Origin of the sequence: Ventrimonas sp., assembly GCF_048380235.1 — a bacterium.
Classification (GTDB): domain Bacteria; phylum Bacillota; class Clostridia; order Lachnospirales; family Lachnospiraceae; genus Brotaphodocola.
This window is the reverse complement of the sequence record NZ_DBFCCJ010000076.1, coordinates 18,570-40,260: the sequence shown is the minus strand read 5'-3', so window position 1 is coordinate 40,260 and position 21,691 is coordinate 18,570. Positions and strand designations below refer to the sequence as shown.

Genomic DNA, 21,691 nt, shown 5'->3' with positions numbered 1-21,691 from the left:
GCGGCAAGTATCAGATTATATTCTTTTTTGGTTACCAGATGGACTTCTACTTCTCCAGCACTTCGATCGCTGCCTGCACCTGATTATCCCGCTCCAGCGGAACATCGTACTGCCCGATGAGATCCTCATCCAGCTTCTGTTCCACCGTTACATCCGGGGTCAGACCTTTTTTATGAAGATCATGTCCGGCCGGGGTATAGTAGTGGGCGGTGGTGATCTTGACTGCTGAACCGTCCGTTAACGGAATCAGGCTCTGTACAATTCCTTTTCCGAAGGATGTAGTTCCCACCAGTGTTGCTGCACCGTAATCCTGCAGGGCACCTGCAAAAACCTCTGCCGCACTGGCAGACTGGCCGTTGATGAGCACTGCGATCGGCACATTCAGTTCATGATCATCCGTCTTCGGGAACTCGCCGTCTTTGGTATCTGTCCCGCGCACCTCATGCCTGGTCTCGCCAGCCTGACAATAATAACGTTCCTCCTGACCGGTTTTGGTGGCCGTGGAAAGAATCGTTCCGTTATGCTGATTTTCCGGCAGAATATAAGCTGCCATCTCCACACAGGAGGTTACCACGCCACCCGGATTATCGCGCAGGTCGATGACCAGGCGCTCCATACCCTGCTTTTCCAGATCAGACACTGCTGAAATAAACTGCTCAGCAGTCACCGTATCAAACTGCGTTACTTCCACATATCCGGTCTTATCCGGCAGCATCTGGTGCTCTACGGTAGCAACCTCCACCATACGCCGCTGAATATGAAGCGGTATTTCCTCGCTCCCCCGCAGAACAGTAACATCCACATAGGAGCCTTCCTCACCACGGATATACTCCTGGACCAGAATATCCAGCTCCGCTTCTGCCGCAGATATGTCTTTTACCTTATAAATGATATCCCCCTTCTGCATCCCCGCTTCCTCTGCCGGAGATCCCGGGAAGACACGGAGTGCTGTTACAATTCCGGTCTGCACATTTTTGCTGACCAGAACACCAATGCCACAATACACGCCGCTGGTTTCCTCCGTTAAAGAGCTGTACTCATCCGGAGTGTAATAAACCGTGTACGGGTCACCCAGACCGGCCAGCATGCCTTTATAGATGCCGGTCTCCATCTGCTCCGCATCCTCATCAAACAGAAAATACCGATCGATGATCTGCTGCAACACGGAAACTTTCGCATCAACCTGCTTTAAATTCACCTGGGTACGCACGGCATCGCTGCCGGAGCCAGCTGCTGTCGTATTCTGTGCCTGATTTTCGATCACAGTGCGCCCGATCACGGATATGCCGGTTGCCACACCTACGATACCAAAGCCTGCCAGAGCAGTTACAAGGGAACCTGCTAAAACGCCTTTCCAAAATTTTGACTTGCCCTTATTTTCTTTCTCCAATGATGTCACCTCGTCTGTTTCTGAATCTTTACGGGCTTACGTAAGACTGCGGATTCACATAGCGTCCGCCGGAGCGGATACCGAAATGCAGATGTGAGCCGGTAGAATAGCCGGTAGAGCCGACTTTTGCAATCGTCTGTCCCTGTTTTACCGTCTGGCCTTCCGATGCCAGCAGCTGGGAACAATGCATATATACGGTGTATACACCACCGCCATGACTGATCATAATGTAATTTCCCGCGGAATAGCTGTAGGTAGACACCACAACGGTACCGGACGCCGCTGCCGTGATCGCCGCACCGGTAGATGCAGGAATATCGATACCCTGATGGTTGCTGGATGCTCCCTTGGTCGGTGAAGTTCTGCCTCCGAAACCGGAAGAAATCCGGCTGCTGGATGGGCACGGCCACTTAAAGCTAATATTCCCAAGACTGGCAACATTATACGAAGCCGCCTTATCAGTGGCAGAAACCTTCTTTCCGGCCGCCTCTGCTTTCTTTCTGGCTTCTTCTTCTGCCTTCCGGGCTGCTTCTGCCTTCTTGCGCTCCTCTTCTTCCTTGCGCCTGATCTCTACCTCGATCTGCTTAATCTTGTTCTCCTGGGCTGACAGATCCGCATTGTACTGGTCTACCTGGCCCTGGGCAGTATCGATCTGACTCGCATAATTCTGCATCTCTTTATTCTTCTGGGCACGCAGCGTCCTGACAGACTCCTGCTTTGCCTTTGTCTGCTCCTGCATTGTCAGAAGCGCTTCCCGGTCAGTCTTTAATTTCTGTTCCTCGTCCGCGATCGTCTGACGGGTTTCCTCGTACTCGTCCATCTTTTTGCGGTCATAATCTGAAATTTTGTTAATATATTCAGCGCGGTTCATGAGCTGTACCATATCTGCGGACTGAAACAACATATCGATATAGCTGGTATTGCCCTGCTCATACATGTATTTGATACGCAGCTTCATATCCGCATACTGTTTATTTTCCGTTGCCTTCGCCTGGTCCAGCGCCACGCCGGTATCGGAGATCTCCTGTTCCTTGCTCCCGATCTGGGCAGAAAGCTGATCCAGCTCTCCCTCCAGTTTTGTCAGACTGCCATCCAGCTCCTTCACGTATGCGGCCGCATCATTTTTCAATCCTTCCAGATTTTTAATGGTAGCCTGTACCTTTTTCTTTTCTTCTTCAATGGAGCTGACCTTCTTTTTGGCCGCCTCCACATCCTGCTTTGTTGCGTAAACTGTCTGGAATGAGGACATGGCAATTATCGTGCCCAGCATTGCTGCCAGCATACGTTTTTGTATGTTTTTCCATTTGTTTTTATGCATCGTTACACCTTCATATACTTGCGAATGGTGAAAAAGCTTCCAAAAAATCCGATTCCCACACCCAGGATCAGTGCTGCCCCGATCAGCAGCGGATAGATTTCACCAACCGGTACAAAATAAAACAGGTTGGAGAGCACATGAAACCGCTCAGACAGATACACAATTCCTTTTGTATAGAGGAAATAGGTTCCTGCCAACGGGATCAGCGCGCCAATAAGGCCGATCATCACGCCCTCAACGATAAACGGTGCACGGATCATGAAATTTGTAGCACCGATCAGGCGCATGATCTGGCACTCCTGTCTGCGGAATGCCGCTGCTACGGAAATAGTGTTGTTGATCAAAAACAGGGATACCGCCAGAAGCACACCAATGATCAGGGAAGACAGGACACCGATCACACGGTTGAAGCCTGAAAAACCGGCGACCGCCGAGTTGGAATAGTTCACCTGGCGCACGCCATCCAGCCCCTGTAAATACGCAACCAGCTCATCCTGTTGGGAAATATCGTTTAAAAAGATCTCATAAGAAGCAGAACCAGCCAGCGGATTGTCTTCCGCAAAGCCCTCGGCCAGCTCCTCATGGCCTGCAAAATACTCTTCCTTAAAAGAATTCCAGGCATCTTCCGCAGAAATATAATACATCTCGCGGATTTCAGGCCGCTGGTGGATGATCTCGCCAAGCCCCTGGATATCCTGCTCTGTCAAATTTTCATCAAACAGCACTGTAATTCCAACCGTGCTCTCCACATGCTTCACCATATACCGGATATTGGCAATAATGGAAAAAAACAGGCAAAACAAAAAAATACATGCAGAAATCGTCGCCACAGAAGCAAGCGAAAACCAGATGTTTCTGCATATATTCTTCATGCCCTCTTTTATGCAATACCAGAATGTACTAATCTTCACGGTCCGATCCACCCTTTCTCTCGTCACTTACCAGACGTCCCTTGTTCAGGGTGATGACACGTTTGCCCATCTGGTCTACCATTTCCTGACTGTGGGTTACGACCACAACTGTAGTGCCAAGCGCGTTGATCCGTTCCAGTAGCTTCATGATCTCTGCCGCATTCTCATGATCCAGATTTCCGGTCGGCTCGTCGGCCAGAAGTACCTCCGGACGGTTGATCAGCGCACGGGCAATCGCTACACGCTGCTGCTCTCCGCCGGAAAGCTGGTGTGGGAAAGACTTGTACTTGGAGGAAAGTCCCACCAGTTTTAACATGCGCGGAACCTCTTCGCGGATTTTTCTCGGAGAGGCACCTACCACGCGCTGGGCAAATGCTACATTTTCAAATACGGTCCGGTCTTTTAAAAGCCGGAAATCCTGAAACACCACGCCCAGACGGCGGCGGTATTTGGGAATATAACGGCGCGGCATCTTCTGAAGATCCATATCGTTTACAACGATGCGTCCAGACGTAGGTTCTGCCTCTTTCAGCAGAAGGCGGATCAGGGTTGATTTTCCTGATCCGCTCCGTCCCATGATAAAGACAAATTCTCCGTCCTGGATACGGATGTCGATATCCTTCAGTGCCTTGCTTCCGTTATCATACGTTTTGCTTATATTACGAATTTCAATCATGATTAATAGTCCAGGTTCTCCATGTATTTCATGTACTTTACAACCATAAGTGCGATCTTGAATGTAATCGCATCCTCAAAAACACGAAGGTCCAGTCCTGTGCTCTTCTGCAGCTTGTCAAGACGGTACACCAGGGTATTTCTGTGGATGTAGAGCTGACGGGATGTTTCGGATACATTTAAGCTGTTCTCAAAGAACTTGTTGATGGTGGTCAAGGTTTCCTCGTCAAACTCATCCGGAGATTTGCCATCGAAGATCTCACGGATAAACATGCGGCACAGCGGCAGCGGCAGCTGATAGATCAGGCGGCCGATTCCCAGAGTTCCGTATGCAACCACATTCTTGCCATTGTAAAAGATCTTGCCGACATCCAGGGCCATCTTTGCTTCCTTATAAGAGCGGGACACTTCCTTGATGTCGTTGACCACAGTACCGTAAGCCACGCGCACCTTGGTCATAGCCTCAGAGCTTAACATGTCAAGGATGACACTGGCGGTCTTCTCCAGATCTGCGTAGTCCTCATTCGGCTTTACTTCCTTTACCAGGATGATGTTTTTCTCATCTACCGCGGTAATGAAATCTTTCGTCTTGGTCGCAAACAGACTGCGGACTGTCTCAAGCGCATTGATATCTTTCTCCTGCTTGGTCTCAATGAGGAATACAACCCTGCGCACATTCGTCTCAATATGCAGCTTCTTTGCGCGGTTGTAAATGTCTACCAGCAAAAGATTATCAAGAAGCAGGTTCTTGATGAAGTTATCCTTGTCGAAACGCTCCTTGTAAGCCACCAGAAGATTCTGGATCTGGAACGCTGCCAGCTTTCCTACCATGTAAACATCATCGCTGCTGCCCTTGGCAAGCAGGATATACTCTAACTGATGCTCATCGAACACCTTGAAAAACTGATATCCCTGGATCACCTGGCTGTCTGCCGGTGACTCCACAAAGGAAAGAATGGAATTCTCATACTCTTCTGCCTCTGGAAATGTAGAAGCCAGCACCTTTCCTTCTGTATCGCAGATACACAGATCAATTCTGGTGATCCCCTTCAGTCCGTCAATGGTTGTCTGAAGAATCTGGTTTGAAATCATAATATTCACTCCTTAATCCTAATTTCGTAATACCGCCCCGTTTTGTAAAATCGCACAAACCTGAAAGGACCTTTATCGTATATTTTAATGCACCTCGCAGAAAAAAGCAAGCAAGTATCCAATACTTGCCTGCCTTTTTTAAGGTTTTATTGTCTATATTCAATAAAACCTTCTCCTAAAACCTCCCGCGCGTCACTTACGATGACAAAAGCTTGTGCATCATGACCAACTATAAGCTCCTTTAATTGTGCAATTTCTTTTCTCGATACAACACAAAACAGGACATCTTTCCGGTTTCCGGAGTACATTCCCCTTGCATCCAGGGCTGTCACACCACGATCCATCTCTTTTAAAATAGCTGCTGCGATTTCTTTACTCTTATCCGAGATGATATAGGCCACCTTGGAATATTTCATACCTTCAATGATCCCGTCTGACACCTTAGAAACCGAATAGATTGCGATCAAAGCATAAAGGGCATAGGTGATGCCAAAAACTCCTGCTCCGATCAGAACAATAATGGCATCCAGCACCTGCATGATCTGGGCAATGGTGTAATGCGGCATCCAGCGGCGGATCAGCGCCGCCAGCATATCCGTTCCGCCCGTCGTTGCCTGACAGGCAAATACAATGCCGGCCCCGGCCCCGGTGATGATCCCTCCGAACAGCGCCGTCAAAAGCAGATCATCCATCAGAAACGGAATTTCCGGGATCACATACAGCGATACAGAAAGCGCAACGGTTGCCACCAGCGTACGCCTGATAAACTTCCAGCCCTTTAACCTTGCTGCCGCCGCAAACAGCGGAACGTTGATCGCTGTATTTGTCAGCCACAGCGGCACACCAAGCTGTTTTTTTAAGATGATGGCCACACCGGAGACACCTCCCGTAACCAGACCGATTGGATCATAAATGTTTTTGATCGCAAACCCCATAATTGATGCCCCGATCAGGATCAGAATATAATCCCGGACCGGTGACCTTCCCCTGACTCCCATAATACCTCCTTATCACACCGGCAAAACGCTGATGATTCGGCAACCGGCCTCCGCTTTGCCGGATGTGCATGTGTTCGGTCAGGAAATCTTTTTCGCAAGTACATTCAGGAGCTTGTCTCCTTCTTCCCTGTCTTCATCCTCCGTAGTCCAGAGTTTCAAGATTTCCAGACGTCCGGTCTCGGTCAGAATGCGCTCCAGCTCTTCCCGTGTATACTCACAGAAATATCGGCCGCTTCTCTGCCCCTCAAAGTCCCCTTCCTGAAAGGAAAGGAATAAGATTCCGTTCTGGCACAGCGCCTCGGTCAATTTTTCCAGGATACCTGGCAGTTCATCCTCCGGCACATGGATGAGAGCTTCATTCCCCCAGATACCGTCAAAAGCATCATCAAACTCCATGTCCGCATAATCCATGCACAGCACCTCCAGCCCGGTATGGATCTCTGCCAGCTTACACATCTCCTCCGATGCATCCAGCGGGGTCACATCAAAGCCCTGCTCGTAAAAAGCCAGACTGTCGCGGCCGGAGCCGCATCCGAGATCCAGAATGGTGTCACCGTCGATTTCCCGGAGTTTCTCTAAAAACTCCTCCCGCTGCGGCTCCATATCCCGGTCTACTGTATCCTCAAAAATTCGCGATGCATACTTATTATAGTATTCTATCGTGTCCAAAACTATCCTCCTATATTCTCTCTATGGTTTTCTCCGTAATACGGACTTTATTTTCTTTCAATAATTTGCCGACTGCGCGCTTAAATGCATTCTTGCTCAGCTTGAATTCGCGCATGATGGTCTCCGGTCTTGCCTTATCATTGAACGGCAGCACACCGTCAAACTCGTCAATGACCTTTAACACCAGTTCTGCGTCATCGTCCATCTGCATATAAGCTTTCTGGCGCGGACTCAGATCCAGCTTGCCGTCATCCCGCACTTTTACCACACGAGCCTCGATCACATCACCCAGACGGAAATCTCCGTAGAGTTCCTTCTTGGGAATCAGTCCGTAATAGCGGTTATCTACAGCCACAAACGCGCCGAGGTTCTCATTGATCTCGTAAATGGTTCCCTGCACCTTGTCATCCTTCTTGTAAGGAGACTCCGCGCTCATATAGGAATACACATTCATGGTAGCAGCCAGTCTCTGACTCTTGTCCACATAAAGAGCCACCAGGCAGTTTTCTCCCTGACGCACCTTATGATTCTGCTCCTTAAACGGAAGCAGCAGATCTTTTTCCAGTCCCATATCCAGGAAAGCGCCGATTTTTGCCACATCCTTGACTGTCAGTACAGCAGTCTCCCCAACCTGCAGCTTCGGACGGTTGGTGGTTGCAATGAGGCGGTCCTGGGAATCCTTATATACAAATACTTCCAGGCTGTCGCCTACCTTTGTGCCTTCCGGCACCTGTTTTTTCGGCAGAAGTACCGAGTTTTTGTCCTCTTTCTTCTCACCAAGATACACTCCGAATTCTTTTTCTCTCTGAACTACAAGAAGCTGTATCTTTCCTAATTCAATCATCTGGTTCTCTCTTTCTGGTCGTTCCTTCACAACCGGTTATCTGCCTGTCCGCAGCCATACAACTGCATAAGGCCTTCCTTCTGTATCACACAGAGCCACTGTATAGCAGTCTGCCTCCGCGCTGACACGCGGAATGATCTGGTCTCCGAGGATTGCTGCTTTTTTGTATTCCACCCGGAGTTCCCGGATAACCAGCCCTGCCGGCAATACCTCACGCGCGATTTCTACATACTGGGCATTGTTCACATGGTGGTTGGTATCAATGTGGTGTGCTGCCACCGCAATGGCCGGAAATTCCTCATACTCATCCGGAAGCGGAATTCTTCTCGGCGCATAGTCCATGGAAAGCTTTATTTCCTGTCCCACGCCATACCCCCGGATATCTTCTTCTCCAACACGCACAGGAACACCGTGCTCCGTGTCAAAGAAAAACCAGTTGGAGTTGGCCCGCACCAGATAACTGCCCTCCGGATCCTGAATCGTAAAATTACGATATCCGTAGATGCCCTTAAAATCATAGGGCCAGGTGCTTACCACAATACGTTCTCCAAGCTTCGGATAACGGTCCACAACGATCTGCCAGGAAGATAACAGCCATGCACGGTGCTTCTCTGCGAGATAATCAATTCCCATGTTTAAGTCCTCCGACTGAAACGTGGAGCAGTCCTGCATGTAATTGATCACTCCGGTCAGGGAAAGCTTCCGGTCTTCGTCCACCTCGCTGTAACGAACTCTGCTGTCAAAAGAATACATGGTTTGCCCTCCTTTTCGGTCATACCGCCTGTTACAGTTCCATCATAAATAACCCTTTAAAATAGAAACCGCCTCTTATTATCTCACATTCCGTAAGGATTCACAACTGTTTTTCCGTAAAAGAATGCAGGAAAACAGATTTCCGTTCCATGCAATTTTCTATCATGCAAAAAAGGCTCCCGAATCTCGGAAGCCTTTTAAACAGCTGGGCTACAAGGATTCGAACCTTGAAATGACGGAGTCAGAGTCCGTTGCCTTACCATTTGGCGATAGCCCAATAATCAAATCGGATATGAAGTTTTTAAACTGGGCTACAAGGATTCGAACCTTGAAATGACGGAGTCAGAGTCCGTTGCCTTACCATTTGGCGATAGCCCATTGCTGCAACGAGGATTATTATATACGATAGTTTCTCTTTGGTCAAGCACTTTTTTTAAAAAATTTATTTTTTTTCATTTTACGCTTACGCCTCTCCCTGCAGATAGTTCTGCAGTTTTTTCATGGCACGGTTATACTTTGACAGCACCGTAGACAGCGGAATCCCAAGGTTTTCCGAAATTTCCCTGTGCTTCAGCCCGGCAGACACATGCAGGAGCACGATCTGCCGCTCATCTTCCTTCAAAATTTCCATCGCCGTCTGTAACATCATGCTGTCTGTCATATGCTCCAGCGGAAGGCAAAGATCCCCAACATCTCCCCCCGAAAGATCATCCAGTCCCACGTCTGCCATGCGTTTCTGATCCCGAAATTTCATATAACACAGATTCCTTGCAATGGTAAACATCCAGGCAAGGGGTTTCCCCTGTGGCTTATAGCTTCCGGCAGAGGTCCAGATTTTCAGATAGGTTTCCTGCAAAACCTCTTCTGCATCCTGCGGATTTTTCAGGATAGACAGAATAAAGCTGTAAACACTCCTGCCCGTCTCCAGATAAAGCTGGTGAAAGGCTTCCCGGTCACCAAGTGCTACCTGTTTCAAAAATTCTTCGTGGTTCAATCGGCGCTTCCTTCCTTATCGTTGATGCAGATCCTGCCTATTTCTGATGTTCTTCCTGCTGATAACTGTTTTCAACCGTGATTATGCAGGCGCAGCGGCTATCTCGCTCCCGCACCTTCTCGCACACCTTCCGGGTCAGTTCCTCCCGCATCTGCTTTGTGTATTCCCGCGGCACCACCAGATCAAAGATCAGGTTCACGTGGGCCTGGCTCTGCACGATACGGAAATCATGCAGTGTCAGACGGGAATCCAGATGCAGGATCACATCAATGACCATTTCTTTTAAAATTGCTGCCTGCTCGTTGTCTGTTTCTACCGGATCCATATGGATGACCAGAAAAATACCAAGCTTTTCCAGCGCATCCCGTTCAATCTGGTCCACTACTGTATGAGAATCTTCAATATCCACTTTAGCCGGCACTTCCGCATGGATCGATGCCATACTGCGGCTCGGGCCATAATTGTGCACGATCAGGTCATGACTGCCAATAATGCCATCATAGCTCTCCACAAACTCCGAGATACGATGGTAAACCTCCGGCTCAATGGCCTGCCCCAGAAGCGGAGCCAGCGTATCCTTTGCGATGTTCACACCGGCAATCAGCACCAGCACCGAAACCACCAGACCAATCACACCATCTATATTGATATGGAGGAAACGGAATACCAGAAGTGATACAATGGTTGCTGAAGTTGCTCCGACATCCCCCAGGGAATCAGCTGCGGTTGCCATCATGACCGTGGAATTGATCTTCTTTCCAAGCTTCCGGTTGTAGGAAGCCATCCACAGCTTGACCAGCACGGAACACACCAGAATGCCAACAGAGTATGCGCTGAAGCTTAAAGTCTCCGGGTGCAGAATTTTTCCTACCGCGGTCTTTAAAAGAGAAAATCCCACCTGAATGACCAGACAGGCCACAACAAAAGCCGCAATATACTCCATTCGCCCATGTCCGAATGGGTGTTCCTCATCTGCAGGCTTTTCTGCCATACGCACCCCGACAAAACCGATGATCGAGGAGGCAGCATCCGATAAATTGTTAAAGGCATCTGCCATCACAGAAATACTGTTTACCACAAGTCCCGCAAACAGCTTGCCTCCAAACAGTAACAGATTGCAGCAGATTCCGGTGATGCCTGCCAGCATGCCGTAGGCTGTCCGTACCTTCGCGTTCTCCACATTTTCATAATCTTTTATAAACCGTCTTACCAGAAAATCCATCATCATATTGCTTGCCATACCTTCCTCATGAAAAACTGCTTATTCATAAAATACCTGCTGTAGACAGAGTCCTTCTGCCGGTGCCGTGTAACCTGCTGCCTGGCGGTCCAATGCGGCAAGAATCTCCGGCATACTGCCCGGCTCCCGCTTTCCGGTCCCCACCTCGATCAGCGTACCAGCCAGGATCCGTACCATATTCTGTAAAAAGCCCGTTCCCTCGAACTCCAGCTTCACCAGGCTGCTGTCCGCTTCCTGTTCCACGGCAATGCGGTAAATCGTCCGCACCGTGGACTTTTTCATTTTCTTATTGCCGCAGAAGCTTTTGTAATCATGGGTTCCGCAGAGGAGATTTGCTGCTGTCTGCATGACTTTCACATTCAAGGGCTGTCCCAGGCCGTAGCAGGTTCTGCGGGAAAATACATTCCGCTTCGCCCCGGTTTCAATCCGGTATGTGTAAATCTTTCTCACAGCGCTTAAGCGGCTGTGAAAACGCTCCGGTACCGGAGTCAGTTCGGTTACGGCGATGTCCTCTGGAAGATACTGGTTCAGGTAAGCCTGAATCCATTCAGAAACAGTTCCGTTTTTCACCGCTGCATCTGGTTTCCAGCCATCCGGCAGATGGAAATTAGCCACCTGTCCCACCGCATGAACGCCTGCATCCGTCCGGCCCGATCCATGCACTTCCACCGGACAACCAGCCATACGCTCCAGCACCTTTTCCAGCTTGCCCTGGATCGTATTCTCAGTATTGCCCTGCTTCTGCCATCCGTCATATCGGGTACCTTCATATTGTATGATTATTTTATAATTCTGACTCATTATTTCTGTTCCTCTTAAAAAAATTACCTGCTGCCTGCCATGCACTTTGTGAACTATAACAATTGCTCCATGACAGTACCCATACCGCAGCTGTTTATTCACAGACCGCAGCAGATGCTACCCTCCTGGTACTGTCATGAAGCAATTTTCATCTCTATTTCCTGATTTCAGGCAAACTCCGGTTTAAACACTTGATCTTACGGATATGGCCGGTCAGATCATCTCAGGATTCCGCATGCGTCAATTGCTGCAATGCCCTGCTTCAGTTCCGGCTCGTCCTGCACCAGTGCCATGCGCACATGGCCTTCTCCGGCCGGACCAAAGGCGCTGCCCGGCGTTACCAGAACGCCGCTGCGTTTTACCAGTTCCACAGCAAACGCCTCAGAGCTCGTAAAGGCTTCCGGGATCGGAGCCCACACAAACATGGTTGCCTCCGGCTTCGGAATCTTCCAGCCAATAGCATTCAGGCCGTCGCAGAGCACATTACGGCGTTTCTCATAAGCTGCACGGGTGGTCTCCACACAGGCCTGGTCTCCGGTGATGGCTGCGATGGCTGCCTTCTGCAGCGGCAGGAACATACCGTAATCCATATTGGATTTCAACAGCTTCAAGTGCTTCACAACCTCCGGATTTCCTACACAGAAGCCAATTCTTGCACCTGCCAGGCCATAGGTCTTAGACAGGGAATTGAATTCCACACCGACCTCTTTCGCGCCCGGAAAGCGTAAAAAGCTTCCGCAGTGCCTTCCGTCAAACACCAGCTCGCTGTAGGCATTGTCATGGAGCACAATGATATCGTATTTCTTCGCAAAAACAATCAGTTCCTCATAGAAGGAATCCGGTGCCATGACCGCAGTCGGGTTGTTCGGGTAAGAAACCACCATGAATTTCGCCCGCTGTGCCACCTCCTCAGGAATATCAGAAAGACGGATCACGTAACCATTTTCTTTTTTCTGCGGCATATAGTAAAGCTCTGCACCTGCCAGACGCGGACCATCCGCAAAAACCGGATAGCATGGATCCGGCACCAGGACCAGGTCTCCCTCATCCACAATGGACATGGCAATGTGGGCCAGTCCCTCCTGGGAACCGAGCAGAGAACAAATCTCCGTATCCGGGTCCAGGTTCACGCCGTAGCGGCGCTCATACCACTGAGAAACAGCCTGCAAGAGGTCCTTCTGGTCATTGATAGCGTAAATGTAATTGTTTTTATCAGCAGCTTCCTTACAGAGCACATCCAGAATGTGCTGTGCCGGCGGAATATTCGGCGCTCCGATGCTTAAATCCACCACATTCTCGCCTGCCTCCAGCTTCTGACGTTTAAGCTCTGCAAGCCTGGAGAAAATCCCCTCTCCAAACCGGTCCATTCTCTCTGCGAATTTCATAATTGTTCTCCTCCGTAACTCTGGCACCTCTTCCAAATTGCTATGTGCCTGTGCTGCTATCTCCATGAAAAAATCAGAATCATTCTACCACAGTTTGCCTGAAAAGTCTCGACTAACTTTACAATTTCCCGACTATCCTCTATAGTAAAAAAGAACGGATCCGGCCTGTTGTTGCCAGAAACGCTCTTACATCAATATCATAGAAAAAGGAGACTCCTCATCATGCTTACCATCGGATGCCATCTTTCCTCATCCCGCGGCTACCTCGCCATGGGAAAAGAGGCTGTAAAAATAAACGCCAATACATTCCAGTTCTTCACCCGCAATCCCCGGGGCGGAAAGGCAAAGGATATCGATCCGGAAGATGTGGCCGCATTTCTTGCCTTCGCCAGAGAGCACGGAATCAGCCGTATTCTCGCCCATGCTCCCTACACCTTAAATGCCTGCTCCGCAGACGAAAAAATCCGGGACTTCGCCCGCCGCACCATGGCCGATGACCTGCTTCGCATGGAATATACACCGGGAAACTGCTACAATTTTCATCCGGGCAGCCATGTAAAACAGGGCATGGAGACCGGCATTGCCTATATCTCAGAAATGCTGAATGCCATCTTAAAACCAGAGCAGACCACTACGGTACTTCTGGAAACCATGGCCGGAAAAGGAAGCGAGGTCGGCGGCCGCTTTGAAGAACTGCGCGAGATCATTGACCGTGTGGAGCTCTCCAGCCACCTTGGTGTCTGCCTGGACACCTGCCATGTCTGGGACGGCGGCTATGACATCGCGAACCATCTGGATGAAGTCCTCACTGAATTTGACCGCGTGATCGGCTTGAACCGCCTCCGCGCCATTCACTTAAACGACAGTCTCAATCCCCTGGGTGCCCACAAGGACCGCCATGCCCGGATCGGAGAAGGCCATATCGGACAGGAAGCTCTCATCCGCGTGGTGCAGCACCCGGCGCTGAAGGATCTGCCGTTCTATCTGGAAACACCAAATGAGCTGGATGGATATGCGAAGGAGATTGCTCTGATGCGGGAATATGCAGAATAAACATTACAAATTGGGAATCCTTCTGTAGCTTCTCCAGAAGTATGCCACCTCTGCCGCTCCTGTAATGATCCACGAAAATGCATAAAGCAGATACAGGGATGTCAGCGTGTGGAAATGGGCAAAGATCGTAAATACCCAGATCACACGGAATACGCAGGAACCAAGAATGACGATCACTGTGGGTGCGACACTCTTTCCGATTCCGCGGGAGGCTGCGATAGAACAGTCCATAAATGCCGAGATCGCATACGAAAAGGCCATGATGGAAAGCCGTTCCTTGCCCGCATGGATCACAGCAGGCTCTGTCGCAAACAGCGATAAAAACTCATCACCGAATAAGAAGAAAAATCCACCCAGAACTGCTCCGATCGAAAAAGCATATGTCAGACAGATAAAATAGCTTTTCAATACCCGTTCCTTTTTTCCTGCACCCAGGTTGCGGCTCATGAAGCTTGCGCAGGCCGTGTAAAAGGCAAACATGGAATTGTAAACCAGCGGATCGGTGTTGGCTGCCGCCGCATTTCCCGAAACCGTAACTGCGTCAAAGGAATTGACGCCCGCCTGTACAAACAGGTTGGCGATCGCGAAGATTGCCTGCTGCAGTCCTCCGGGAATTCCCAGCATTAAAACAGCCATACCGGCCATTCTGTGAAAACACACCTTGCGAAGCTGCAGTCTGCAGACATCCCGCCGTCTCCACAGATGATGCAAAACCAGACCGGCCGATGTATACTGGGCCATGACACTGGCAATAGCTACACCTTCCGCTGCCATATGAAACCCGATGACAAAGATCAGGTTCATGATCACGTTCAGGACTCCTGCGATAAGCAGATACACCAGCGGCCGTTTGGTGTCACCTCTGGCACTCATAACGCCGTTGCCGAAATTGTAAAGTCCCATGGCTGGCATACCAAGAGAATAGATCTGAAGGTAATTGACCGCACCCTCCATCAGCTCATCCTTCGTATGCAGAAGAGCAAGGAACGCTCTGGAGCTGGTCAGACCAACCGCACAGATGATAAGTCCGGTCACAAGGCAGATCAGAAAAGAGGAGTGGATCGTCTCCTCTGTCTCTTTCTGGTTTCCGGCTCCCAGGCCATGGGCCACGCGGACATTCACTCCGGCACCCATGCCAATAAGGAATCCGGTAAACAGCGTCACCAGAAGACTTGTGGAGCCTACCGATCCCAGTGCACGGTAATCCGCAAAGCGCCCTACAACAGCCACATCGCTTAAATTAAACATAACCTCCAGCAGCTGGGAAAAAATCAGCGGGCAGCTGAACAGAAAAATATTCTTCCACAAGGATCCTTCTGTCATGCTGACCGCAGATGTCTGATTCTTCTTTGAATCCATTTTTTTATATTCTTTTAAATTCTGATTACTGCTCATACAGCTTCAAGCTCTCCAGGATCATATCAACACACTTTTCTATCCCAAGTTTTCCGCTGTTCAAACTTAAGTGATAGTTTCTCGGGTTTCCCCACTCATTTCCGCTGTAATACTGGTAATAATCACGGCGTTTCTGATCGATCTGGCGCATACGGTTTTCCATCTTTTTTGCAGTTTCCTGCGGCTCTAAAGCCAGCATACGCTCCACGCGCTTCTTCATGCCGGCACAGATAAATACATGAAATCCGTCCTCTACCAGAATATCCGAACAGCGGCCAATGATCACGCACGGACCTTCCTGAGCCAGCTTTTTGATGATCTGCGACTGTGCCATAAATACCTGATCCGATACCGGAACTTCATATAAGGAAAACGGATCTACTGATACATAATCATGATCGATCCGTTCTTTCTTTCCGATTACTTCATCATGACTGTGGAACACCTCTTCAGAAATGTTGGTATCCTCCGCTGCCATGGAAATGATTTCTTTATCGTAAAATGGAATGCCCAGTTTTTCTGCCAGACGAAACCCCACTTCACGACCGCCGCTTCCAAACTCACGGCTGATGGTAATGACTCTGCTCATAATTGCTGCCTCCTCTCCGGTATCAATGCCGTGTTTCCATCTTAGCATGTTTGTCCACAGAAAGCTACCGTTTCCGACAAAAATCTGTAATTATGTACAAACCTCAAACGCGATCCGCTCATCTCCGTCTGCCAGATGAATGATCCCGCATGTTTCAAAGCCAAGCTTTCCCAGAACATGCTGCATGGGAAGATTATTCCGGTGGGTATCGATCCGCAAGTCACCCTGACTGTGCTCCGCACACCAGCGGATACAGAAGGAACCGGCTCCTTTCACACGGCCCGGCGCTGCCACCCGGTGCATGACATGGTAGGCTCCGGTCCCGATCCAGCTTCCCTCATAAATCTCTGCATAGTCCGGCTCCGGTCCCTCTGAAAAATAGAACACTCCGGCCAGCACATCACCTGCCTCACAGACATAGCTTTTTCCTTCGCGGATATCAGCTTCTACCCGCTCTACCGGCGGATATGATGTGCCCCACTGGGTTTCATTTCCGGTCTCCTGCATAAAGGCCCTGGCTTCCTCATAAAGTTTTAAAATCTCCGGCAGATCCTCCAGTCCTGCATTTCTGATCTTCATCTGCTCCTGTCCTTTCCCGTCCTGTATTCCAACATGCTTTCTGTCATCCCCGCTTTCCACGGCTGTGATCCGGATCAGTGGTATCTGCAGCCTATCGGATAAAATTGGTTCTGGCCCGCTCTTCTCTTCCGGCCGGCGGGGTAATGCCTGCTGCCTTTCCTGCCTCAATACACTTGATTATCCAGGCCATGTTGCGGCCCAGAGTGCGCATGATCTGCAGGCCCTCCAGATCCTGTAAAACCTCCTCCGGCTTATTGCCATGCACCATATTCCAGTACTGGGAACCAACCGTCATCATATTGCTGATGCCAAAATATTTATTTAACACATCAAAGGATGCCGTAGTTCCGCCGCGTCTTGCCGAAAGCACTGCCGCCCCCGGCTTGTAAGCAAAAGCACTGCCTGCCGAATAAAACAGGCGGTCCAGGAAGGACAGTACACGTCCGCTCGGATGCGCATAGTAAACCGGGCTTCCGAAAATAAAGCCATCTGCCTCTTTTGCTTTTGCAGCCACAAGATTGACCTGATCATCATCAAATACACAGCGGCCCAACTTTCCGCAGGAACCACAGCCGATGCAGTCACGGATAGCATCTTTTCCAAGCTGGATGATCTCAGTCTCCACGCCTTCCTCATTTAATGCCTTTGCTACCTCACTCAATGCAGTGAAGGTACAGCCATGCTCATTTCCACTTCCGTTAATCAGTAATACTTTTGCCATGTGAATATCTCCTTCTATTTGTCCTACAGTCCCGCAGCTCTTACCAGATGCTTCGCCAGCACCGCCGTAGTCACCGCACCGACACCACCCGGCACCGGAGTTGCCGCCTGAGCTTTGTCCTGAATGGTATCGTAATCCACATCTCCGCAGAGTTTTCCGTTTTCATCCACATTGATGCCCACATCAATCACCACTGCGTCCTGGCCTACATAGTCGCCATTCAGCATTTTTGCCCGTCCGGCTGCAGCCACAAGGATTTCCGCATTGCGGCAGGTGCCTGCCAGGTCTTTGGTTCTGGTGTGGCAGATGGTAACGGTCGCATTTTCCTTCACCATTAACATAGAAAGCGGTTTACCCACAACCATGCTGCGGCCTACAATGGTCACACGTTTTCCGGTCATCGGGATTTCTGCCGCTTTCAGCACTTCCACAACTGCCTCTGCCGTACACGGGGCAAATCCGCTGTCATCGCCCGCAAATACCTTTGCGATGTTGACCGGGGAGATGCCGTCCAGATCCTTCTCAGGATCGATCATTCCCTCAATATCCTTCTCGCAGATCTGCTTTGGCAGCGGACGCAGCATCAGGATTCCGGTCACGTCCGGATCCTCGTTAATCCTTGTGAACTCTGCCTTGAAATCCGAATCCGTGATATCTTCCGGATATACATAGGACTGCACCCGAAGGCCAAAGCTCTCCATTTTTTTGGTAGCACCGCGCTCATAGGACATATCATCCGGATTCTCGCCCACACGGATAATCGCCAGCTTTGGAGACTCCCCCTTGCATTTTGCAAGCGCCGCCTGCACTTCTTCTTTCATTTTCACAGAAACCTCTGCGCCCTTTAATACTCTCATGGATTTCCTCCCTTTTTTCAGGCAAGCTGCTCCAGCACTCTCGTATAGATTTCATCTGCCCGTCTGATTCCCTGTTTCATCAGGTCGTTTGCTTTTGTATTCAGTTCTTCTGCCTTTTCCCGGTTCTTCATGGATTTGGTATTGATATAAACATTCATGACCGCTCCTGTCAACGCGGTACGGGCAAACTGTACGGCAACTCCCACATCGGATACCGCCATACGGCTTCCCTTTTCCGCAAGGATTTCCAGAAATTCCAGCATTTCCGCTGCCTTTTCCATCATGTGAAGTGGCACCAGACTTGCTGCCAGAAGTCTTTCTTCCATAATACGCGCTTTTTCCTGCTTTTCTTCCTCCGTAGAGGTCGGAAGGGCGTAAGCTGCTGCAAGAGGTGCGAAGACCTTTGCATCCTGATCCACCAGATCCAGAAAATCTGCCTGACATGTCTGAAGCTTTCCAAGTACTTCCTGCATCGTTTCCTCGACAGCTGCATATTTTTTCTTTCCCACTGTTAAGTTCGCAACCATCTGTCCCAAAGCTGCCGCCAGGGCACCGCCGATGGCCGAAGCGCCGCCGCCGCCCGGTATGGGTGATTTCGAAGCCAGCGTATTCATCCAAAGACCCATTAATTCTTTTTCTATCATCAGAGAATCATCCTTCCACAACTTGTTTTCCTCGCCGTTCGCCGTAACCGTGCAAGCACGTTTCCGGCTCTCTTGCGCTCGTTCCCGATTATAACACAGGACAAAGAAGAACGCCAGTCCTGCTGAAGGGACTGGCGTTCTTCTTTTTTCTCTTTAGCCGCGCAGCTGTTCCATCGGATCTTTTCCGAGGATTCCCGGCTCAGTCATGGTGTACGGGTCCAGAACAGTATTCAACTGTTCTTCATCCATCAGGCCTTTCTCCAGAATCAGGTCTCTGACCTGGCGTCCGGTACGAAGCGCTTCTTTTGCAATATTTGCCGCGGTCTCATAACCTACATACGGGCAGATCGCAGTGATGACACCGATGCTGTTCTCCACCTGGCTGCGGCAGTGCTCTTTGTTTGCGGTAATGCCTGTGATACAATTATCTACCAAGGTTTTCACCGCATAAGTCAGTGTTTCGATAGACTCAAACAGATTGTAGAAGATGATCGGTTCAAAGGCATTCAGCTCCAGCTGTCCGGCCTCGGCTGCCATGGTGATGGTCACATCGTTGCCAATGATGTTGAAAGCAACCTGATTCACAACCTCCGGGATGACCGGATTGATCTTGCCCGGCATGATGGAGGAACCGTTCTGTCTTGCCGGAAGGTTGATCTCACCAAAACCGGTTCTCGGTCCGGAAGACATCAGCCGCAGGTCATTGGACATTTTTGATAGATTCACAGCACAGTTTTTCACAATACCTGAGACGGAAGCATAACTGTCCAGATTTTGTGTTGCATCGATCATGTCATAAGACTGCACCAGCTCCTCTCCGGTCAGCGTAGACATATTTTTTACTACCCGGTGAAAATACTGTACATCTGCGTTCAGTCCGGTTCCGATAGCGGTACCGCCCAGATTCAGGCAGCGGATTTCTTCCTTGGCGTTGTCAAAACGGCGGATATCGCGGCGGATGGCCGATGCATAGGCGTGGAACTCCTGTCCCAGGCGGATCGGCACGGCATCCTGCAGCTGGGTACGTCCCATCTTAATGACAGAATCAAACTCCTGTGCCTTTGCCATCAGCGCCTCTTCCAGTCGTTTTAACTGCTCCTGGGCATTCCCCAAAAGCTTCAACGCTGCCATCTTTCCGCAGGACGGAAATACATCATTGGTGGACTGGCCAAAGTTAACGTGGTCATTCGGATTCACCAGCTTGTAATCCCCCTTCTGTCCGCCAAGAATTTCAATAGCCCGATTTGCAATGACCTCATTTGCGTTCATATTTAAGGAAGTTCCCGCGCCACCCTGAATCGGATCTACAATAAACTGGTCATGCAGCTTTCCTGCAATGATCTCATCGCAGGCCTGGGTGATAGCTGCCGCTCTTTTCTTATCCAGTTCACCCACTTCAAAGTTGGTGATGGCTGCTGCCTTCTTGATCTGCGCCACACTGTTGATCAGTTCCGGATGCATTTTCAGTCCGGTAATATTAAAGTTTTCATAAGCCCGAAGAGTCTGCACTCCGTAATAAGCATCCTCCGGCACTTCTTTTTCCCCGATGGAATCATGCTCCAGACGATATTTCTTTCCATCTTCCTTCATCTTCGTTTTCCTCCCCTGTATCCATCCATATTCCTGCAGCCAGGCACGCTTCCACATCCAGCGATTCATCTGCTGCCTCGGTCCCGCATTTTCGCAGGAAGATATTGTTTGTTCGTAACAGTTCTTGACTTTAGTATAATTTAGCACTAAACTATTTTCAAATACTTATAAAATCATACATTTTATAGACTATAATCTATATTAGGAGGATGCGATGTTTCAGGGAATGCGATATGTTTACGAAGTCTACAAAGAAATGAGCTTTTCCAAAGCCGCCCGCAACCTGTTTATCAGCCAGCCATCTTTGAGTGCCGCAGTAAAAAAAGAGGAAGCCCAGATTGGCTTCCCCATCTTTGACCGCAGCTCCAATCCCATCCAGCTGACCGATCTGGGAAAGGAATATATCCGCTCCATTGAGATCATTATGGACGTAGAGAACGGATTTCAGAATTATATCAACGATATGCGGGAGTTAAAAAGCGGATCCCTTTCCATTGGCGGCACGAACCTGTTTACCTCCTATGTTCTGCCGCCCCTGATCTCCCGCTTTAATGAACAATACCCCCAGGTTCACCTGAATCTGATGGAAGCCACCACCTCGGAACTGACCGAGCGGCTCTTCTCAGGCTCCCTGGATTTTCTGATCGATAACCGCAGCATGGATCCGGCTGTTTACAGCAAACGCTTCTTCTGTGAAGAACATCTGCTTCTCACGGTTCCTGCCCGCTTTGCAGTGAATGAGACCATGAAAAACTATGCACTGACTGCCTCTGACATCCGGGAAGAACGTCATTTAAACTCCCGCATCCCTCCGGTTTCCCTGGAACATTTCCAGGATGAAAATTTTCTGCTGTTAAAAGGCGGAAACGACACAAGGGAACGCGCTGACCGAATCTTCCACAATGCCCACTTCCTTCCAAAGGTGCGTCTGGAGCTGGATCAGCAGATCACAGCTTATAACCTTTCCCGCCAGGGCATGGGCATTTCCTTCAGTTCCGACACCCTGATCCGCCATGTGCCGGACGAGGAGCATCTGGTATACTATAAGCTGAGCCATCAGGATGCGTTCCGGGAAGTGAATTTCTATTACAAACGAAACCGGTACATGCCAAAAGTAGTCAGTGCTTTTCTGGATATGCTCTGAGCCTCCGGCAAGAAGCATATCCTTTTCTATATCTATTATAGATATTTAT

Annotated in this window: 22 protein-coding genes and 2 tRNA genes; 2 read left to right on the top strand and 22 right to left on the bottom strand. The window is 49.6% G+C overall.

Features of this window, described 5'->3' with window-relative positions; genetic code table 11:
• Positions 1 to 46 precede the first annotated feature (46 nt).
• The 15 genes from ACMP1L_RS11865 to ACMP1L_RS11795 form a co-directional block, all read right to left on the bottom strand.
• Entirely contained in the window at positions 47 to 1,399 is a 1,353-nt protein-coding gene (locus tag ACMP1L_RS11865; protein WP_475544546.1) for a S41 family peptidase, read from the bottom strand.
• 19 nt (positions 1,400 to 1,418) lie between these two features.
• Positions 1,419 to 2,708 carry a murein hydrolase activator EnvC family protein gene (locus ACMP1L_RS11860; RefSeq protein ID WP_418453126.1) on the bottom strand — a complete coding sequence of 430 codons (1,290 nt, stop codon included), beginning with the start codon at positions 2,706 to 2,708 and terminating at the stop codon, positions 1,419 to 1,421.
• Between the two features lie 2 nt (positions 2,709 to 2,710).
• The gene (gene ftsX, locus ACMP1L_RS11855) at positions 2,711 to 3,619 is read right to left on the bottom strand and encodes a permease-like cell division protein FtsX (protein WP_118733743.1); all 909 of its coding nucleotides are present in this window, start codon (positions 3,617 to 3,619) and stop codon (positions 2,711 to 2,713) included.
• The gene (ftsE, locus tag ACMP1L_RS11850) at positions 3,609 to 4,295 is read right to left on the bottom strand and encodes a cell division ATP-binding protein FtsE (protein ID WP_118733742.1); all 687 of its coding nucleotides are present in this window, start codon (positions 4,293 to 4,295) and stop codon (positions 3,609 to 3,611) included. Before ftsE ends, ftsX begins: the two co-directional genes overlap by 11 nt.
• A 2-nt stretch (positions 4,296 to 4,297) precedes the next feature.
• Positions 4,298 to 5,386 (bottom strand): PucR family transcriptional regulator, encoded by a 1,089-nt coding sequence (locus tag ACMP1L_RS11845; RefSeq protein WP_118733741.1) that lies wholly within the window; start codon positions 5,384 to 5,386, stop codon positions 4,298 to 4,300.
• A 146-nt stretch (positions 5,387 to 5,532) separates the two neighbouring features.
• Positions 5,533 to 6,384 carry a YitT family protein gene (locus tag ACMP1L_RS11840; RefSeq protein WP_418453125.1) on the bottom strand — a complete coding sequence of 284 codons (852 nt, stop codon included), beginning with the start codon at positions 6,382 to 6,384 and terminating at the stop codon, positions 5,533 to 5,535.
• 78 nt (positions 6,385 to 6,462) lie between these two features.
• On the bottom strand, positions 6,463 to 7,053 hold the full coding sequence (locus ACMP1L_RS11835; RefSeq protein WP_418453124.1) for a class I SAM-dependent methyltransferase: 591 nt from the start codon (positions 7,051 to 7,053) through the stop codon (positions 6,463 to 6,465).
• A gap of 10 nt (positions 7,054 to 7,063) precedes the next feature.
• The gene (locus ACMP1L_RS11830; protein ID WP_118733738.1) at positions 7,064 to 7,897 is read right to left on the bottom strand and encodes a CvfB family protein; all 834 of its coding nucleotides are present in this window, start codon (positions 7,895 to 7,897) and stop codon (positions 7,064 to 7,066) included.
• 36 nt (positions 7,898 to 7,933) lie between these two features.
• Complete coding sequence (locus ACMP1L_RS11825; protein WP_418453123.1) at positions 7,934 to 8,650, bottom strand: acyl-[acyl-carrier-protein] thioesterase; 717 nt, start codon at positions 8,648 to 8,650, stop codon at positions 7,934 to 7,936.
• Between the two features lie 205 nt (positions 8,651 to 8,855).
• Positions 8,856 to 8,927 (bottom strand) — tRNA-Gln (locus tag ACMP1L_RS11820).
• 29 nt (positions 8,928 to 8,956) lie between these two features.
• A tRNA-Gln gene (locus ACMP1L_RS11815) sits at positions 8,957 to 9,028 on the bottom strand.
• Between the two features lie 85 nt (positions 9,029 to 9,113).
• Entirely contained in the window at positions 9,114 to 9,644 is a 531-nt protein-coding gene (locus tag ACMP1L_RS11810) for an RNA polymerase sigma factor (RefSeq protein ID WP_118733736.1), read from the bottom strand.
• A gap of 37 nt (positions 9,645 to 9,681) precedes the next feature.
• Positions 9,682 to 10,869: a cation diffusion facilitator family transporter gene (locus ACMP1L_RS11805; RefSeq protein WP_475544548.1), complete on the bottom strand. Its 1,188-nt coding sequence runs from the start codon at positions 10,867 to 10,869 to the stop codon at positions 9,682 to 9,684.
• 36 nt (positions 10,870 to 10,905) lie between these two features.
• Complete coding sequence (gene truA, locus ACMP1L_RS11800; RefSeq protein WP_418453121.1) at positions 10,906 to 11,685, bottom strand: tRNA pseudouridine(38-40) synthase TruA; 780 nt, start codon at positions 11,683 to 11,685, stop codon at positions 10,906 to 10,908.
• Positions 11,686 to 11,903: 218 nt separating this feature from the next.
• Positions 11,904 to 13,070, bottom strand: coding sequence for an aminotransferase class I/II-fold pyridoxal phosphate-dependent enzyme (locus ACMP1L_RS11795; RefSeq protein WP_418453120.1), 1,167 nt, complete (start codon positions 13,068 to 13,070; stop codon positions 11,904 to 11,906).
• Between the two features lie 222 nt (positions 13,071 to 13,292).
• Here ACMP1L_RS11795 and ACMP1L_RS11790 point away from each other — a divergent pair, with 222 nt between their 5' ends.
• Positions 13,293 to 14,123, top strand: a complete 831-nt coding sequence (locus tag ACMP1L_RS11790) for a deoxyribonuclease IV (protein WP_118733733.1) — start codon at positions 13,293 to 13,295, stop codon at positions 14,121 to 14,123.
• A 3-nt stretch (positions 14,124 to 14,126) separates the two neighbouring features.
• Here the strand turns inward: ACMP1L_RS11790 and ACMP1L_RS11785 are convergent, their stop codons facing one another.
• From ACMP1L_RS11785 to ACMP1L_RS11755, 7 genes are all read right to left on the bottom strand, one after another.
• Positions 14,127 to 15,482 (bottom strand): MATE family efflux transporter, encoded by a 1,356-nt coding sequence (locus ACMP1L_RS11785; protein WP_475544547.1) that lies wholly within the window; start codon positions 15,480 to 15,482, stop codon positions 14,127 to 14,129.
• 25 nt (positions 15,483 to 15,507) lie between these two features.
• Positions 15,508 to 16,107, bottom strand: coding sequence for a cytidylate kinase-like family protein (locus ACMP1L_RS11780; RefSeq protein WP_177304342.1), 600 nt, complete (start codon positions 16,105 to 16,107; stop codon positions 15,508 to 15,510).
• 90 nt (positions 16,108 to 16,197) lie between these two features.
• Positions 16,198 to 16,686: a GNAT family N-acetyltransferase gene (locus tag ACMP1L_RS11775; RefSeq protein ID WP_418453118.1), complete on the bottom strand. Its 489-nt coding sequence runs from the start codon at positions 16,684 to 16,686 to the stop codon at positions 16,198 to 16,200.
• A 91-nt stretch (positions 16,687 to 16,777) separates the two neighbouring features.
• The gene (locus ACMP1L_RS11770) at positions 16,778 to 17,407 is read right to left on the bottom strand and encodes a flavodoxin family protein (protein WP_418453117.1); all 630 of its coding nucleotides are present in this window, start codon (positions 17,405 to 17,407) and stop codon (positions 16,778 to 16,780) included.
• Between the two features lie 23 nt (positions 17,408 to 17,430).
• On the bottom strand, positions 17,431 to 18,264 hold the full coding sequence (locus ACMP1L_RS11765) for a bifunctional 5,10-methylenetetrahydrofolate dehydrogenase/5,10-methenyltetrahydrofolate cyclohydrolase (RefSeq protein ID WP_118733730.1): 834 nt from the start codon (positions 18,262 to 18,264) through the stop codon (positions 17,431 to 17,433).
• A gap of 17 nt (positions 18,265 to 18,281) precedes the next feature.
• Complete coding sequence (locus ACMP1L_RS11760) at positions 18,282 to 18,908, bottom strand: cyclodeaminase/cyclohydrolase family protein (protein ID WP_418453116.1); 627 nt, start codon at positions 18,906 to 18,908, stop codon at positions 18,282 to 18,284.
• A 153-nt stretch (positions 18,909 to 19,061) separates the two neighbouring features.
• Positions 19,062 to 20,498 carry an aspartate ammonia-lyase gene (locus ACMP1L_RS11755; RefSeq protein ID WP_373242670.1) on the bottom strand — a complete coding sequence of 479 codons (1,437 nt, stop codon included), beginning with the start codon at positions 20,496 to 20,498 and terminating at the stop codon, positions 19,062 to 19,064.
• A gap of 214 nt (positions 20,499 to 20,712) precedes the next feature.
• Between ACMP1L_RS11755 and ACMP1L_RS11750 the strand changes: the two genes are divergently transcribed.
• Complete coding sequence (locus ACMP1L_RS11750; protein ID WP_177304339.1) at positions 20,713 to 21,642, top strand: LysR family transcriptional regulator; 930 nt, start codon at positions 20,713 to 20,715, stop codon at positions 21,640 to 21,642.
• Positions 21,643 to 21,691 lie beyond the last annotated feature (49 nt).